We start from the raw sequence: 239 nt of genomic DNA on the forward strand, positions 1-239 counted from the left end.
GACCAGCGGGACGACGACGGCTTCGTCGTCCCCCCCGCTACCCGCCGGGTCTGGAACTTCAGCCGGGACGGGATCCTGCGCTCGGTGGAGGCGTCCCTCGCCCGGACCGGCACCGACCACCTCGACATCGCCTACCTCCACGATCCGGACGAGCACTAGGAGGCCGCCTCCACGACCGGTGTCGCGGCCCTCGTCGAGCTCCGCGAACAAGGCGTGGTGGGAGCGATCGGAGCGGGGAT

General features: G+C 71.5%; 1 protein-coding gene. It reads left to right on the plus strand.

Features of this window, described 5'->3' with window-relative positions; genetic code table 11:
• The coding region (locus tag ACPYOG_RS20590) for an aldo/keto reductase (RefSeq protein ID WP_481295921.1) at positions 1-159 on the plus strand (159 nt) is incomplete at its 5' end.
• Between the last annotated feature and the right edge of the window lie 80 nt (positions 160-239).

The sequence above is a fragment of the Leifsonia sp. HAY1-4F genome (assembly GCF_056755275.1).